The following is a 13,979-nucleotide window of genomic DNA, read 5'->3' as shown; positions in this document are numbered from 1 at the left end:
CCCAGGTCAGAGCCCGAGTTTGGTGACGGCGTTGTCGGCGAGGGGGTCGGCGGTTCGGATGTAGCGGTGGACGGTGCGGGGGTTGCTCCAGCGGCCTTGGCGCATGATTTCGCGGTCGGCGGCGCCGCCGAGGGCGGCTTGGGTGGCGAAGCCGGCGCGCAGGGAGTGGCCGGAGAAGAGGGTGGGGTCGAGTCCGGCGCGGGCGGCGTAGCGTTTGACGATTTCGGCGACGGCGCGGCCGGAGAGTGCGGTGGCGCCGATTCCGCCGTGGCGGTTGACGGCGGGGAACAGGGGTTGTGCGGGGGTGAGGCGGGGGTCGGGGTGGTAGCTGTGGCAGCGGTGGATGTGGGGTTCGCCGAGGGGGTTTTCGTCGATCCAGGTGTGGACGCCGGGGGGGTTTTCGGTGTGGGCGGCGAGTAGGCGTAGCCAGTCGGTGCAGGCGCAGATGGGGCAGGTGTGTGCTTGGCTGCCGCGGGGCAGGGCGACGTGTTGTTCGGTGATGCCGGTGGGGTCGGTTTTGGTGGTGGGCAGGTGGATCAGTAGGAGTGGTTCGCCCGTGGTGTGGTCGGTGCCGAAGTGGATATCGGCGATGCGGAGGGCGGCGAGTTCGCTGCGGCGCAGGGCGCCGGCGAAGCCGAGGAGTAGGAGCAGGGTGTCGCGGCGGCGGGCGGGTTCACCGGGCCGGCCGGGTTCGGGGAGGCCGGTGAGGAGTTCGCCGAGGGTGTGCAGCAGGATCGGGCGTTTGCGGGTGGGCCGGGTGCGGCGGGTGCGGCGGATTCCGCGGAGGGTGAGGCGGACGACGTCGCTGCGGGTGGGTGCGGGTAGTCCGTTGGCGGCGTGGACGGCGGCGATGGCGGCGGATTTTCGTTCGAGGGTGGCGGGGCTGTAGGCGTGGCGGCCGTTCGCGGTGCGGGCGTCGGCGGCGGCGGCGAGGTAGACGGCGACGTCGAGGGGGTCGGCGGGGAGGGCGGTGCGGTTTTCGCGGGTGCACCAGGCTGCCCAGGCGATCCAGTCGGTGCGGTAGGCGCGCAGTGTGTTGGGGGATTGGGAGGCGGTGAGGTAGCGGCCGAGTGCGGTGGCTTGTTCGGTGTCGAAGCGTTCGCGGACGTTGCGTAGTGCGGTGGTGTCGACGAGGACGCTGGTGACGCCGCGGCGGAGTTCGGTGCGCACGGTGTCGGGTAGGTCGACGGCTGTTTCGGTCACTGTTCTCCTCGCCGGTAATTGCGTCACACAATACGTTTCGTTTGTGCGAACGTAACGAAACGTATTGATCGGGAATGAATCCCCCGCAACTCTACCCGCCTAACCTCCGATAATGTTCACTTATCGGAGGTTAAAACCGAACGAGCCTCCACCGGCCCTTTCACGCCTACTTCGAGTTTCGTTTCGTGTCATATCGTTTGATTCGACGAAATCAACGCTACGATTCCCGGGTGCCGACAACCTGCAACTATCCCGGCTGCACCCAGCCGATCCCACGCCCCTCCGGCCCCGGCCGCCCCTCGGAATACTGCGACCGCCCCGAGCACACTCGATGGCGCGCCTGGCGCGAAAGGCAACGGCTACAACAGGAGACCGACCCCCAGCCCGGTTCCGTCACTGTGACGCAAACCGGGCCGGTCACCGCCGCCCGGCTCCGCGCCGACGAACTACTCACCCAATTCCGCAACCTGGCCGAACAACTCGGCACCACCCTCAACGCCGCAGTAACCGAAATGTCGACACTGGCCGACCCCTCGGCAGCCGAAGCTCAGGTGCAGGCCGTACAAGCCGATGCCGCGCACCGCATCGCCGAAGCCGAAATGGCCGCAGCCGCCGCCGAACAGGCACGCCGCGACGCCCAGCAGGCCCGGCTCCGCGCGGAAGAAGCGGCCGAGGACGCAGCAGCCACCGCAGATACCGCCGAAACCCGCATCGCGGAAGCGCGATCACAGACCGCGGCCGCCGAAGCCGCCCGCGACGACGCACTCCACGAGGTGGAGGCCGTTACCACCCGCGCCGCCGACGACGTTTTCGCGGCCCGCTGCGCGGCGGACGAAGATATCCGGGCCGCGCGGAACGAGGCCGCCGCGGAGATAGAGCGAGCCCGGGCCGAATGCGCCACGGAAATCGAGCGCGCCCGCCGCGCCGCCGACGCCGATATCGAACGCGCGGACCGGGAGAACACCCAGAAGGTGAAGGCGGCCACCGCCGACCGGGATCTGGCCGTACAGCGGGCCGCCGATACCGAGCGCGCCCTGGAACGGGCCGAACGGTCGGCCACCGAACGTGAGGAAGCGGCCCGGGAAGCGCGCACCGAATTGCAGCGGCTACGCGCCGAATACGACACCGTCCGGCAGGACCTCGCCGATGTCCGTCGCGCCGCGGCCGCGGATCTGGCCGCGGCCCGTGCCGAGACCGCGACCGCCGTCGAGCAGGTGCGCACGGAGTCCGCGCAGCGTATCGAGGCACTCGATCAGGCGCGTACCCAAACTTTGGCGCGCGCGGAACGGGCGGAACGTCAACTCGATACGCTGATCTCCGAACGTGCGGCGGCCCGAACGGAACCCGAACCGGACGAAGTGCCGTCGAGAAGCATATGACCCCGCACCGATGCGAGCCCGAGGGTGCTGGGCACTGTCTTCATGATTCGAACTCGCGATCGTGGACACGAGCATGGGGCAGCTCGTTGTCGAGTGACTCACGGTAAGCCACACAGCCACGCATGAAGCGCGGCCACGGCGGGACAGCAACCTCGGGCTCGACACGCTCGGGCAATAGGTCCCACAGCTGAGGATGGTGCCAGCAGAGGTCGTGTCCGGAGCTGTCGCGGTGAGCGCGGATACCGGCGCGCAGCCGCCGTACCTCGGCAATCAGCTCCTGTCGACCCAGCTGGTCGAGATCAGTGTCGGCATCCATATTCCGAACGCTACGCTGACCTCATGGCCGAGGACCCGCTGCCACGCCTGCGCCGGCTGTGCACCGCGCTGCCGGACACCGCCGAGCGGCTCAGCCACGGCGAACCCACCTGGTTCGTGCGCGGGAAGAAAACGTTCGTCACCTACGCCGATCACCATCACGACGACCGGCTGGGTTTCTGGTGTGCGGCCCCGCCGGGCGCGCAGGAGGCGCTGGTGGCGGCGGAGCCGCAGCGGTTTTTCCGGCCACCGTATGTGGGGCATCGCGGATGGCTCGGCGTGTATTTGGATGTCCCGGTGGAGTGGGCGGAGATCGCCGAAATCGTCACCGACGCCTACCGGGTGGTGGCGCCGAAATCGCTGGTGGCTCTCCTCGAGGAGCTGTAGCCCGGTTCTACGGGGTTGCGCTGCCGGTAGCGGGCGCCGCCGGGTCCTGCGCGGTACTGCGGCCGCCGAGGTGGCGGGCGAAATGCTGTTCGATCGCGCGGTACAGCATGACCTGGTTTTCCGGGTTGTCGAAACCGTGTCCCTCGTCCTCGGCGACCAGGTACTCCACCGGGACACCGCGTTCACGCAACCGGGCCACGATATTGTCCGATTCGGCCCGCACGACGCGGACATCGTTGGCGCCCTGGGCGACCAGCAGCGGGGTGCGGATTTCGTCGACCATGGTGATCGGCGAGCGGGCCAGCATATCGGCTTCCTGTTCCGGGATCTCCGGGTCGCCGACGTAGCGGTACCAGTTGTTGACGCTGTAGGCGCGGGTGAACGGTGGCAGGGTGCGCAGGAAGTTGGCGAGATCGGAGATACCGACGTAGTCGACGGCGGCGGCGAAGCGGTCCGGGGTGACGGTGACACCGACAAGGGCGGCGTATCCCCCGTAGGAGCCGCCGTAGATTCCGATGCGGGCGGGATCGGCGTAACCCTCGGCGACGGCCCAGTCGACGGCGTCGATCAGGTCGTCGTGCATCGCGCGGGCGAATTCGCCGATCGCGGCGGTGACGTGCCGTTTCCCGTAGCCGAGCGAGCCGCGGAAGTTCACCTGCAGTACCGCGTAGCCGCGGTTGGCGAGGAACTGCACATCGTTGCTGTATCCCCACGAGTCGTGGTACCAGGGCCCACCGTGCACCACCAGTACCAGTGGGAGGTCGCGCGGTGCCACACCGACCGGGAGGGTGAGGTAGCCGTGCAGGGGTAGCCCGTCGCGGGCCGGGAAGTCGACGGGTTGCATGGGGGCCATGGCGCCGGGGTCGCGGTCCGGGTAGGACCGGAACAGTCGGCGGGCTTCGCCGGTGGTGTGGTCGTAGAACCAGGTGACACCGGGGTCGCGGTCGTGGACGAAGGTGGCGATCCAGCGTTGCCCGGAGTCGTCGCAGGTCAGGGTGCCGAGCACGCCGTCGGACAGTTTCTGCAGCTGGACGTGGATTTCGGCGAAGTGGGGGTCGAGGATCTCGAGATGGGGGCGGTCGGCCACGAAGCGGGCGGCGAGGATTTCGCCGGTGCGCCGATGGGTGTGGACCGGGGGCGGCAGCACACCGGGCAGCATCATCCCGCTGAGATCGAGGTCGTGACCGTCGACCGCGGCGACCACGGTGTCCGCCCCGGTCTCGTGGTCGATGCAGACCAGCCGGAGGTCGTCGCCGTCCTGGAAGGATCCGACGAGCAGGCCTTTCCCGTCGGCGGTGACCTGCTGGGGGTGCACACTCATCGGGTGTTCGGCGCCACCGAGCCGGCGCAGTGGCCGCGTCTCCCCGGTGGGGTCGATCGCGGAGATCTCGACGGCGCCGTCCGCGGTGAGCTCGGTGCGGAACACGGGCGCACCGGCGCGGTCGAGCAGCACGGTGGCCGTCGGATCGTCCTGTTCGAGATGCAGGGTCGTCTCGCCGGTGGCGACGTCGATGCGGAAGATGTCGAAGAACAGCGGGCGCCGGTTCATCGTGACCAGCACGCTGCCGGGTATCGACGGCAGGTCCTCGGCGCCCGCCACTCGTGAGCCGGGGTCCATCGGGGTGAGGTCGACCGCGGGCGCGCCGGGGTCGTCGAGGTCGGCGCGGTACAGGTGCCAGTCTTCGTTTCCGTCGGTGTCCTGCAGGTAGAGCAGCCAGCGGGGGTCGTCGTTCCAGTAGTAGGTGGTGATTCCGCGGCGGGTGTCGTGGGTGACGGGGACCGCGTCGTCGTGGCTCGAGTCGATACCGCGGACCCAGACGTTGCGGCGGCCGCGGTGCGGGGCGAGGTAGGCGATGCGGGTTCCGTCGGGGGAGATCGAGGGGTTCGCGAACTGCGGGTCGGCGAAGAAGGTTTCGATATCGATCAGGGCGGGCCGCTGGTCGGTCGGCTCTCCGGTCATGGTCACTGTGCACTCCGCTCTGTTCCGGATCACGCTGTCATCACCGACTCAACACCGTGACGTAACGGCATACTCAACCCTGTCGCGCCGTGTTCCCGGCCACGTTGTCACACCTGGGCGGTAGTCCGGGAACCCCGGTTGTGGCTTACATGCGCAGTGGGAGCCCGGCTTCGATCCGTGCGATACGGTCGGCGTGCACGAGATGTGCCCGTTCGAGCAGCGCGACGAGTTCGGTTTCGCCTTCGCGGATCCGCCGCCGGTATTTGGCGGGTAGGCCGGCGAGGGTTTTCTCTTCGCCGAGCATCTTGTTGTAGGTGCGTTCCCGCAGTTCCTGGTCGGCTTCGTAGCCGAGGTCGAGGTAGCGGGTGGCGTGGCGGCGGGCGTTACCGACGGCGGTTTGTGCGCGTCCGGCGGGGCTGAGCAGGGACGCGACCACGGTGACTATCAGTATCAGCACGATGAGGGCCAGCGACAGGCCGGTGGAGATCTCGGTGACCGGTACCGGTTCGCCGTGATTGATGAACGGGACATTGTTTTCGTGCAGGGCGTGCAGGACCAGTTTGGCGCCGATGAGGGCCAGGACCGCGGCGAGACCGAAGCCGAGGTAGATCAGGCGGTCCAGCAGCCCTTCGAGCAGGAAGAACAGTTGCCGCAGGCCGAGCAGGGAGAACGCGGTGGCGGTGAAGACGATGAACACGTTCTGAGTGAGCCCGAAGATGGCGGGTATGGAGTCGAGGGCGAACAGGACGTCGGTGCCGCCGATGGCGACCATCGCGAGCACCATCGGGGTCATATGGCGGCGGCCGTCGACGGTGGTGAACAGTTTGTCGCCGTCGTAGGTGTCGCTGGTGCGCAGGAAGCGTCGTGCCAGCCGCAGGACGATATTGTCGCCGGCGTGGCTGTCCTCCCCTTCGGGGCGGAGCATATTGCCGGCGGTGAGCAGCAGGGCTGCGCCGAACAGGTAGAACACCCACGCGAACCGGTTGATGAGGGTGGCGCCGACGAAGATGAACCCGGTGCGCACCACGAGGGAGAACACGATTCCGACGAGCAGCACCTTCTGCTGGGCGGCGCTGGGTACGCGGAAGGTGGTCATGATGATGAGGAACACGAACAGGTTGTCCACCGAGAGCGCTTTCTCGGTGATGTAACCGGCGAAGTACTCCAGGCCCATATCGGATCCGCCGAACCCCCACACCGCGAACCCGAACGCCACCGCGACACCGATATAGGCGGCCGACCACACCGCGGCTTCGGTGAGCGACGGGGTGTGGGCGCTGCGGACGTGGAAGAAGAAGTCGAACAGCAACAGTCCGGCGATCAGTGCGAGGGTGCACCCCCATACCAGCGCGGGAACGGTCACGACGGCCTCCTGACTGGTGCCCTCGATACGTGTCTCGCTGCGACTGTAGTGCCCGGACCGGGCGGGTGTTGCGGTTTACCGCGCGGTGTCGCCGGAGTCGGCGCCGTCGGTTCGGCCTCGTACGGTGACCCGGTTCGTGCCGGGGTCGTAGGCGAGCGGCGGCGCACCGTCGGTTTCGTCCTCGCGGTACATCAGACTGTGGTTGCGCTGCTCGAATTCGATGTGCTTGGCCCCTTGGAACAGTGCCGACACTTCTTCGAACCCGGTGGCGGCGGCGGGTGCGCGGCGTCCACGGTTCCAGGGCAGCGCGCGGCCGCCGGTGATACGGCCGATGAGGACTTCGGCGAAGGCAAGGCCGATGAGCAGGCACACCAGGGCGGGCAATGTCATTGCCCACACGATTCCCACCGGACGATTCTACGGCGGCGCAGCGGCCCGGCCGGGCGGTCTGCGACAGGCGGGTAACGGCAACCGCTGGGCAATCCGGGTGAACGGCCCATATCATTCAGCTATGCCGACCTACGAGGAAGCGGGGGCCGCTCCGGTGTTCGGTCGCGGTGTACGTCAGACGGTGCTGGCGATGGGGGTGTGCTCGGTGGTGATCGGGGTCGCGACCGTGGTGTGGCCCGATAAATCGCTGGGCGCGGTGGGGAATCTGTTCATGTTCTCGCTGCTGTGCGGCACGGTGTCGTTGGCGACGGTGGCGTTCGGTAGCACACTGGGCCGTTTTCCGCGGACCCTGCTGTTCTTGGCGGCGGTGGTGTCGCTGGTGACGGCGACGCTGTGTTTCCGGGCGGGGAACTGGACGTTGCTGCTGGCGATGTGGCTGGGGTTGGCGTGGTCGGTGCGGGGGATCGCGCATGCCGTGGCGGGGGTGTGGGACGACGACGAGGTGACCGGGCAGGGGAAACAGGAACTGTTCGGTTTGGTGACGTTGGCGGCGGGTCTGGTGATCGCGGTGGCCCCGTTCGACAGTATCGAGGTGCTGGCCGCGGTCGCGGGTTGCTGTATGACGGCGTTCGGTGCGCTGGAGGTGTGGACGGCGCTGCGTTCCCCGCTGGCGGTGCGGTCGCCGGAGTCGGACTCGTTGACACCGGAGCAGCATCTGACGTCGGTGATCGCGAGCGCGGGAGGTTCGGGGGGACGCGCCTCGGACTGAACCGCCGGATCGGTCCGGGTTTCGCTACTCTTTCCTGCTATGGCGATCATTGCGAGCCATCGGATCATGCGCCTGCGTGCTCTTATCGAGCACCCCAACACCGGGGCCGACGAGCGGGCGACCGCGCAGCGGATGCTGGATCGGCTGCTGGCCCGCAATGGTGGCGCGCCGGTCGGTGACCGCACCTACGGCGACCGTCACCACCGGGTCGGCAAACATGCGGATCTGCCGGCGGTGGCGGAGATGATCCGGGCCGATATCGCGCTCGGGCGGATCATGTTCGCACCGCAGACCCGGGTCGGTGAGCCCGCGATCCGTGACCCGCTCGGCGATGCGCCGGTGCAGATCGAGATCACCGTGGATCTGCCGCATCATGCGTGCATCGATATCACCATCGACAGGGTGCCGCGGGAATGGGGCTGGGTCGTCGAGGACGGTATCGAGCGGGTCGGTCCGCAGTTGCAGGAGCTGGCGACCGAGCTGGCCGACATCATGAACGGCTACAACTTCGACGGCAGCGATATCGCGAAACGGTTCTTCGGCCGGGTCCGTATCCCGGAACTCACTTTGGTTTGGTAGATGCCGCGGCGCCTGCCCGGTCGGTAGCTGCGCTGCGCCGGGGAGAGCTCCATGCCGCCGCGGACCGGGTCTCGCCGGTAGTCCGGATCACCCGCCGGCAACTTCCACTCGCGGGGTGTGGCTCACCGGGAAGTTCACCGAGGCCGCGATGAAGCATTTGGTGGCGGCGTCGCCGTGCAGGTCACGGGCCCGGTCGACCATATCGGCGGCGGCGACCGTCACCACCGGCCGCAGTTCCACGCCGGTGAAATGCCCGCCGCCGTCGGCGGTCTCCGCCATCGTCGCGAGCGCTTCGTCGTGGTATTCCAGCACTGTCACCCCGCTGACGGCGCACAGGTGCAAGTACCACAGCAGGTGGCATTGGCTCAGCGCGGCGACGAGCAGCAGTTCCGGGTTCCAGCGGGTGTCGTCGCCGCGGAACGCCGGGTCGGCGGAGCCGTGCAGATCGGGTCGGCCGGGAGACCGTGTCACATAGGACCGTTCGTAGGAGCGGTAGTCGACGGTTCCGGTCGTGCCCGCCCCGGTCCAGTCGGTGCGGCATTCGTAGTGGTGGGTCCGTGCCATATCCGCGATCCTGCCGGGCCGGCGCGGGTTCGTCGACTCGATGTTCGTGCAAATACCACGCCCCGCGGCGGATAGGCTCATTTGTTCCGGTGGTCGGAAGCCCGGGCGATCTCTTGATATGCGGCGGTCAGTTCGGCCAGCACGCCGTTCTCGGTTGCCGGTCGCCGGTGCAGGTGGATGTCGCGGAGTTCGTTCATGAAACGTTGCCCGAGTTCTGGTCCGCCGTCGGCGAGCAGGCGGGCGCGGATGGCGAGTTCGGGTGTGGTGGGTAGCCGGCGGGCGCCCCAGGCGCCGAGTTCGGTGATCAGGGGGACGAGTTCGATGGCGGCTTCGGTGAGGTGGTATTCGACTTTCTGGCGGTGGCTGGGGTCGTCGTCGCGGGTGAGGAGTCCGGCGTCGACGAGTTTGGCGAGGCGGGCGGCGAGGGTGTTGGAGGCGATTCCTTCCATTGAGGCGCCGAGCAGTTCCCGGAAGTGGGTGTTGGTGCTGAACATGAGGTCGCGCAGCACGATGAGGCTCCATCGATCGCCGAGCAGTTCCATGGTCATGTTTATCGGGCATCCGGATTTGCCGGGCGCCACGGGCAACACCTCCGGAGAAACTGGTTGCGTCATGAGATCAGTCTAGACTAGGTTCACAACTGGTTGCATAGTGAAATCAGAAGGAGTCCTCGATGAGCCCACTCGTCCGTGTGCAGAATTTCACCGTCTCCGCCGACGGCTACGGAGCCGGTACCGACCAGAGCCTGGAACGACCGTTCGGGCACGCCGACCCCGGCGCCATGATGGCGTGGGCCGGCGCCACCGCCCACTGGCCCAACCGCACCGACCCCGGCGGCACCCGCGGCCTCGACGACTACTTCACCCGCGATTTCGCCCGCAATATCGGCGCGGAGATCATGGGCCGCAACAAGTTCGGCCCCCAGCGCGGCCCGTGGGAGAACTACGACTGGCAGGGCTGGTGGGGTGAGGAACCCCCGTTCCACACCCCCGTGTTCGTCCTGACCCACCACCCGCGCCCGTCGTTCACCCTGTCCGATACCACCTTCCACTTCCTCGACACCACCCCGGAAGAAGCGTTGAAGCAGGCCTTCGCCGCCGCGGACGGAAAAGATGTGCGTATCGGCGGTGGAGTGGCGACCGTCCGCGAATTCCTGGCCGCAGACCTGATCGACACCCTGCACGTCGCCGTCACACCCAGCGAACTCGGCGCAGGCGAACGCCTGTGGGAACGACCCGAGGAACTGCTCGACCGGTTCCACCTGGAGAAGGTCCCGAGCCCCAGCGGGGTCGTGCACCACCTGTTCTGGCGCCGCTGAACAACACTGTGCCCCGGGCATCCGAAGACACCCGGGGCACATTGTCCGGCTACCCGGCGAACCGGGGACGGGATCAGGCCAGGTCGAACCGGTCCGCGTTCATCACCTTGTTCCAGGCGGCGACGAAATCGTGCACGAACTTCTCCTTGGCGTCGTCGGCCGCATACACCTCGGCGACGGCGCGCAGTTCGGAATTGGAGCCGAACACCAGGTCGTAGCGGGTGCCCGTCCATTTGACCGCGCCGGTCGCGGCGTCACGCGCCTCGAAGGTCTCCTGGGTTTCGTCGGTGGATTTCCATTCCACACCCATATCGAGCAGGTTGACGAAGAAATCGTTGCTCAGGGCGCCGACGTTGTCGGTGAGCACCCCCTGCTTCGACTGCTTGTAGTTGGTGCCCAGCACGCGCAGGCCGCCGACCAGCACGGTCATTTCCGGTGCCGTGACACCGAGCAGGTTCGCGCGGTCGATCAGCAGATGCTCCAGCGGCAGCCGGTGCCCCTTGCCGATGTAGTTGCGGAATCCGTCGGTGCGCGGTTCGAGCACCGCGAACGAATCCACATCGGTCTGCTCCTGCAGGGCATCGTTACGGCCCGGGGTGACCGGGACGGTGACCTGCACACCGGCTTCCTTGGCTGCCTGCTCGACACCGGCAGCGCCGGCGATCACGATCAGATCGGCAAGCGATACCTTCTTGCCGCCGGTCTGGGCGGCGTTGAAGGATTCCTGGATCTTCTCCAGCGCACCCAGCACCGTGCCCAGCTGCTCCGGCTCGTTGACATCCCAGCTCTTCTGCGGTTCCAGCCGGATACGGGCACCGTTGGCGCCGCCGCGCTTATCGCTGGAGCGGAAGGTCGACGCCGACGCCCACGCGGTGGACACCAGCTGCGGTGCGGTCAGGCCGGCGGCCAGGACCTGCTCCTTGAGCGCCGCGATATCGGCGCCGTCGACGACCTCGAAGTCCACGGCGGGGACGGGGTCCTGCCAGATCTGGATCTCGGCGGGGACCTCGGGGCCGAGGTAGCGTTCGATCGGGCCCATATCGCGGTGGGTCAGCTTGTACCAGGCGCGGGCGAACGCGTCGGCGAACTGCTCCGGGTTGTCCTTGAAGCGGCGCGAGATCGGCTCGAATTCGGGGTCGAAGCGCAGCGACAGGTCCGTCGTCAGCATCATCGGCTTCTTCTTCTTACCCGGGTCGTGGGCGTCGGGGATGATCTCCTCGGCGTCCTTGGCGACCCACTGGTTGGCGCCCGCAGGACTCTGGGTGAGTTCCCATTCGTAGCCGAACAGGATCTCGAAGAAGTCGTTGGTCCACTGCGCGGGTTTGGTGGTCCAGGTGACCTCCAGGCCACTGGTGATGGCGTCACCGGCCTTACCGGAGGCGTGGGCGCTCTTCCAGCCCAGGCCCATCTGCTCGATGGATCCGGCCTCGGGTTCGGCGCCGACCAGGTCGGCGTCACCGGCGCCGTGGGTTTTACCGAAGGTGTGTCCGCCGGCGATGAGCGCGACGGTTTCCTCGGCGTCCATCGCCATCCGGCCGAAGGTTTCCTTGATGTCCACGGCCGCGGCCAGCGGGTCCGGGTTGCCGTTCGGGCCTTCCGGGTTGACGTAGATCAGGCCCATCTGGACCGCGCCCAGCGGGTTCTCCAGATCGCGTTCACCGCTGTAGCGTTCGTCGTCGAGCCAGGTGGATTCGGGGCCCCAGTAGACGTCCTCGTCGGGTTCCCACACATCGGCGCGGCCACCGGCGAAACCGAACGGCTGCAAGCCCATGGTTTCCAGGGCGACGTTGCCGGCGAAGATCATCAGGTCGGCCCAGGACAGTTTCTTGCCGTACTTCTTCTTCACCGGCCACAGCAGCCGGCGGGCCTTGTCCAGGTTGCCGTTGTCGGGCCAGCTGTTCAGCGGCGCGAACCGCTGCTGGCCGCCGCCACCGCCGCCGCGGCCGTCGATGGTGCGGTAGGTGCCGGCGGAGTGCCAGGCCATCCGGATCATCAGTGGGCCGTAGTGGCCGAAGTCGGCGGGCCACCAGTCCTGCGAGGTGGTCAGGATCTGGGCGATATCCTTGCGGACCTCGCCGAGGTCGAGAGTCTTGAACGCCGCGGCGTAGTCGAAATCGGGTTCCATCGGATCCGAGGCGGGCGCGTTCTTGCGCAGGATCTTCAGGTTGAGCTGGTTGGGCCACCAGTCACGGTTGCCGGCACCCGTGGTGGGGTGTTTGGCCGCGAACGGGCACTGGCCTGTGGTGGTCTCGGACACTGCTTTCCTTCCGGTTGACAAGGGGTCGTTACGGGCTGGACGACGTGGAACAGGTGGGGCACAGGCCCCAATAGATGACCTCGGCTTCGTCGATGGTGAAACCGTGACTGTCGGCGGCGGTCAGGCAAGGCGCCGCGCCGGTGGCGCAATCGACGTCGGTGATGGCGCCGCAGGACCGGCAGACGAGGTGGTGGTGGTTGTCGGCGACCCGGGTTTCGTAGCGGGCCACCGAACCGGTGGGCTGGATACGGCGCAGCAGACCGGCGACCGTCAGCGCCCGCAGCACGTCGTAGACGGCTTGCTGGGAGACGGCGCCCAGGGTGCTGCGGACCTGCCCGACGATCGTGTCGGTATCGGAATGAGGGTTGTCGTGTACGGCGTTCAGCACCGCGAGTCGCGGGGCGGTCACACGCAGCGCGGCGTCACGCAGCATGTTCTCGAACTCCGCGGTCGTGGGCACGGCAGGAAGCTTACCGCTTTTCTGGAACCAATCAAGTATCAGTATCTATCCAGAAAGGGCCGCGCGATCCGGGTCCGGCGGCTATCATGCGCGCATAACCGACGACGTGCGCGGGGGAGCCCGCCCCACTCAGGAGGTGGACGATAATGCGTCTCCCGGCTCGCCGCAGGACAATCGCCACACTGGGCGTTCTCGCCGTTCTGGCCGCGCCCGCATTCGCCTCCGGCGCGGCCGCCGCGCAGCCGTCCTACTACGCCCCCGAGATCACCCCGTGCGACCACCTGTTCCGCACCCCCCTGGACGCCCCCCGACCCGGCACCGCGGTCTACTGGAGCCCGTTCGGCGCCACCGGCATCGTCTGCTACGACAACGGGACGGGGATGGCCGACTACTACCAGCGCGACCCGTCCGGCGCCTGGCACGATATGAACGAACTGGTTCCCGGCCACTTCTTCTTCAGCGTTTTCACCACCGGCATCCCCGACGCCGCGCACTGGCGCTGATCCCGCATTCCGCGACGACCCGTCCGGCACGCGCACGCCGTAAGAGCCCCCAACCCCCGCACAGAGCGCAGAAATTAAATACCCATTGCGCCCCTCCTCGAAACTTGCTTATCATTGCCTTCTCAAGCTGGTCGTCAGAACGCGAGTGCGCTCCGGCGACTGCCGGACCGGAAATCGTCACCGACCGGTCGGGCGATACCGATGAATCCTCCAATTGTCGGGGTTGCGGGGAATCCATAGCGCGAATTCGACGACAGTGCGGTCGCCGAATTCTGCTGGAACAAACTGGTACATAGGCACGCCACTTCCGAGAAGGCGATCCAGTGCAGCCAATGAATTCCACTACGGTCCGCTTCCTGCTCGCCGCACCCCACTCGGGGCCGAGACACCGCTGTGACCTGCAGTCCTATCGCCCGCCTGGCGTGGGTTGCCAGAGCGCGCCACCAACGCGCGCCAGGTCCGCCGGGAGTCCGCCCCGAAACGGCGGGGTTCGCCGGAAACGCCTCGTCCCGGGATTCACGGCCGCCCGTAC

Annotated in this window: 15 protein-coding genes; 6 read left to right on the top strand and 9 right to left on the bottom strand. The window is 67.5% G+C overall.

What is annotated here, in order from left to right; all coding sequences use genetic code 11:
* Positions 1-6: 6 nt before the first annotated feature.
* Positions 7-1,203 (bottom strand): site-specific integrase, encoded by a 1,197-nt coding sequence (locus ACFWPH_RS18265; RefSeq protein WP_378752410.1) that lies wholly within the window; start codon positions 1,201-1,203, stop codon positions 7-9.
* Between the two features lie 230 nt (positions 1,204-1,433).
* Here ACFWPH_RS18265 and ACFWPH_RS18260 point away from each other — a divergent pair, with 230 nt between their 5' ends.
* The gene (locus ACFWPH_RS18260) at positions 1,434-2,582 is read left to right on the top strand and encodes a hypothetical protein (protein WP_378752408.1); all 1,149 of its coding nucleotides are present in this window, start codon (positions 1,434-1,436) and stop codon (positions 2,580-2,582) included.
* Between the two features lie 40 nt (positions 2,583-2,622).
* On the opposite strand, the gene ACFWPH_RS18255 is transcribed toward ACFWPH_RS18260, so the two are convergent.
* Entirely contained in the window at positions 2,623-2,898 is a 276-nt protein-coding gene (locus ACFWPH_RS18255; RefSeq protein ID WP_378752406.1) for a hypothetical protein, read from the bottom strand.
* 23 nt (positions 2,899-2,921) lie between these two features.
* Here ACFWPH_RS18255 and ACFWPH_RS18250 point away from each other — a divergent pair, with 23 nt between their 5' ends.
* Positions 2,922-3,284 carry an MmcQ/YjbR family DNA-binding protein gene (locus tag ACFWPH_RS18250; RefSeq protein ID WP_378752404.1) on the top strand — a complete coding sequence of 121 codons (363 nt, stop codon included), beginning with the start codon at positions 2,922-2,924 and terminating at the stop codon, positions 3,282-3,284.
* Positions 3,285-3,291: 7 nt separating this feature from the next.
* Here the strand turns inward: ACFWPH_RS18250 and ACFWPH_RS18245 are convergent, their stop codons facing one another.
* From ACFWPH_RS18245 to ACFWPH_RS18235, 3 genes are all read right to left on the bottom strand, one after another.
* Positions 3,292-5,244 carry a S9 family peptidase gene (locus tag ACFWPH_RS18245; RefSeq protein WP_378752674.1) on the bottom strand — a complete coding sequence of 651 codons (1,953 nt, stop codon included), beginning with the start codon at positions 5,242-5,244 and terminating at the stop codon, positions 3,292-3,294.
* Between the two features lie 145 nt (positions 5,245-5,389).
* Entirely contained in the window at positions 5,390-6,607 is a 1,218-nt protein-coding gene (locus ACFWPH_RS18240) for a TerC family protein (protein ID WP_378752402.1), read from the bottom strand.
* A 75-nt stretch (positions 6,608-6,682) separates the two neighbouring features.
* Positions 6,683-7,015 carry a DUF6191 domain-containing protein gene (locus ACFWPH_RS18235; protein ID WP_378752400.1) on the bottom strand — a complete coding sequence of 111 codons (333 nt, stop codon included), beginning with the start codon at positions 7,013-7,015 and terminating at the stop codon, positions 6,683-6,685.
* Positions 7,016-7,118: 103 nt separating this feature from the next.
* On the opposite strand from ACFWPH_RS18235, the gene ACFWPH_RS18230 reads away from it, so the two are divergent.
* A complete protein-coding gene (locus ACFWPH_RS18230; RefSeq protein WP_378752399.1) occupies positions 7,119-7,766 on the top strand; it encodes an HdeD family acid-resistance protein in 648 nt (215 codons plus the stop codon).
* A gap of 39 nt (positions 7,767-7,805) precedes the next feature.
* A complete protein-coding gene (locus ACFWPH_RS18225) occupies positions 7,806-8,345 on the top strand; it encodes a hypothetical protein (protein WP_378752397.1) in 540 nt (179 codons plus the stop codon).
* Positions 8,346-8,432: 87 nt separating this feature from the next.
* Here the strand turns inward: ACFWPH_RS18225 and ACFWPH_RS18220 are convergent, their stop codons facing one another.
* Both ACFWPH_RS18220 and ACFWPH_RS18215 read right to left on the bottom strand, forming a co-directional pair.
* Positions 8,433-8,909 (bottom strand): OsmC family protein, encoded by a 477-nt coding sequence (locus tag ACFWPH_RS18220; RefSeq protein ID WP_378752395.1) that lies wholly within the window; start codon positions 8,907-8,909, stop codon positions 8,433-8,435.
* Between the two features lie 77 nt (positions 8,910-8,986).
* Positions 8,987-9,523 (bottom strand): winged helix-turn-helix transcriptional regulator, encoded by a 537-nt coding sequence (locus ACFWPH_RS18215; protein ID WP_378752393.1) that lies wholly within the window; start codon positions 9,521-9,523, stop codon positions 8,987-8,989.
* Between the two features lie 59 nt (positions 9,524-9,582).
* Here ACFWPH_RS18215 and ACFWPH_RS18210 point away from each other — a divergent pair, with 59 nt between their 5' ends.
* Positions 9,583-10,227: a dihydrofolate reductase family protein gene (locus ACFWPH_RS18210; protein WP_378752391.1), complete on the top strand. Its 645-nt coding sequence runs from the start codon at positions 9,583-9,585 to the stop codon at positions 10,225-10,227.
* 73 nt (positions 10,228-10,300) lie between these two features.
* On the opposite strand, the gene katG is transcribed toward ACFWPH_RS18210, so the two are convergent.
* Together katG and ACFWPH_RS18200 are read right to left on the bottom strand one after the other, a co-directional pair.
* Positions 10,301-12,484, bottom strand: coding sequence for a catalase/peroxidase HPI (gene katG, locus ACFWPH_RS18205; protein WP_378752389.1), 2,184 nt, complete (start codon positions 12,482-12,484; stop codon positions 10,301-10,303).
* 28 nt (positions 12,485-12,512) lie between these two features.
* Positions 12,513-12,944 (bottom strand): Fur family transcriptional regulator, encoded by a 432-nt coding sequence (locus tag ACFWPH_RS18200; RefSeq protein WP_378752387.1) that lies wholly within the window; start codon positions 12,942-12,944, stop codon positions 12,513-12,515.
* Between the two features lie 146 nt (positions 12,945-13,090).
* On the opposite strand from ACFWPH_RS18200, the gene ACFWPH_RS18195 reads away from it, so the two are divergent.
* Positions 13,091-13,447 (top strand): hypothetical protein, encoded by a 357-nt coding sequence (locus ACFWPH_RS18195; RefSeq protein ID WP_378752385.1) that lies wholly within the window; start codon positions 13,091-13,093, stop codon positions 13,445-13,447.
* Positions 13,448-13,979: the final 532 nt, after the last annotated feature.

Source organism: Nocardia sp. NPDC058499 (assembly GCF_042719915.1).
Lineage (GTDB): Bacteria > Actinomycetota > Actinomycetes > Mycobacteriales > Mycobacteriaceae > Nocardia.
The sequence above is the reverse complement of the archived record's forward strand: the minus strand, read 5'-3'. Positions and strand labels throughout refer to the sequence as shown.